Here is a 660-nt window from a genome sequence, read left to right as displayed (position 1 = left end):
ATGGCTCTTCGGAAAATAGGGCCTCAGCCGCGCCATCTGAGCCTCGCTCAGCCAATACAGATCGCTCATCATGCCCCCTTTGGTTCGGGGACGATGAATCACGCAGACCGCGCAGCCTCAACCCGTTTAATGGGTCCTGAGCCTAGCCCGTTGCATGGCACCGCCACTTCTGGCATATGGCCGAAATCCAGACAGTGCCCCTATAGCTCAGCTGGTAGAGCAACTGATTTGTAATCAGTAGGTCCGCGGTTCGAGTCCGTGTGGGGGCACCATATGAATCATATAAGCCATTGAATTGTATTACAATAGCACAGGGCGCGTGAACGCGTATCCCCCTAATTATGCACCTTCCGTGCGTTGGTCATTGCCTCGGATCGTCCCTACGCCGGTTTTCGCAAGATACCGCAGCGAACCTCTCCCTCTTGCTTCCGCTGTGCTTCCACACGGGCAAAGCTTCACGAATCGGTAGCAGCACATTGATCCGTCTCAACTGCCTGTCTGTTTTAGCTCAATAGAAAGCTTCTCCCTCGCTAGGCTCAGGACTCATAGCCAAAAGATCACGGTTGCGGCGAGAGCAATGGCCGAGAGGAAGACCTTGGGACTTCGGTCATAGCGCGTGGCGACGCGCCTCCAGTCTTTCAAGCGTCCGAACATGATCTC

The 660-nt window shown here is 55.0% G+C and carries 1 tRNA gene and 1 pseudogene; one reads left to right on the top strand and one right to left on the bottom strand.

Annotation, left to right across the window (positions count from 1 at the left end):
• Nucleotides 1–196 precede the first annotated feature (196 nt).
• Nucleotides 197–272, top strand: a tRNA-Thr gene (locus tag ROA7023_RS23630).
• Between the two features lie 271 nt (nt 273–543).
• On the opposite strand, the pseudogene ROA7023_RS24315 reads toward ROA7023_RS23630, so the two are convergent.
• Nucleotides 544–660, bottom strand: a pseudogene (locus ROA7023_RS24315) (IS5/IS1182 family transposase); the annotation flags it as partial.

Origin of the sequence: Roseisalinus antarcticus (assembly GCF_900172355.1) — a bacterium.
Taxonomy (GTDB): domain Bacteria; phylum Pseudomonadota; class Alphaproteobacteria; order Rhodobacterales; family Rhodobacteraceae; genus Oceanicola; species Oceanicola antarcticus_A.
This window is presented reverse-complemented; position numbering and strand designations above follow the sequence as displayed.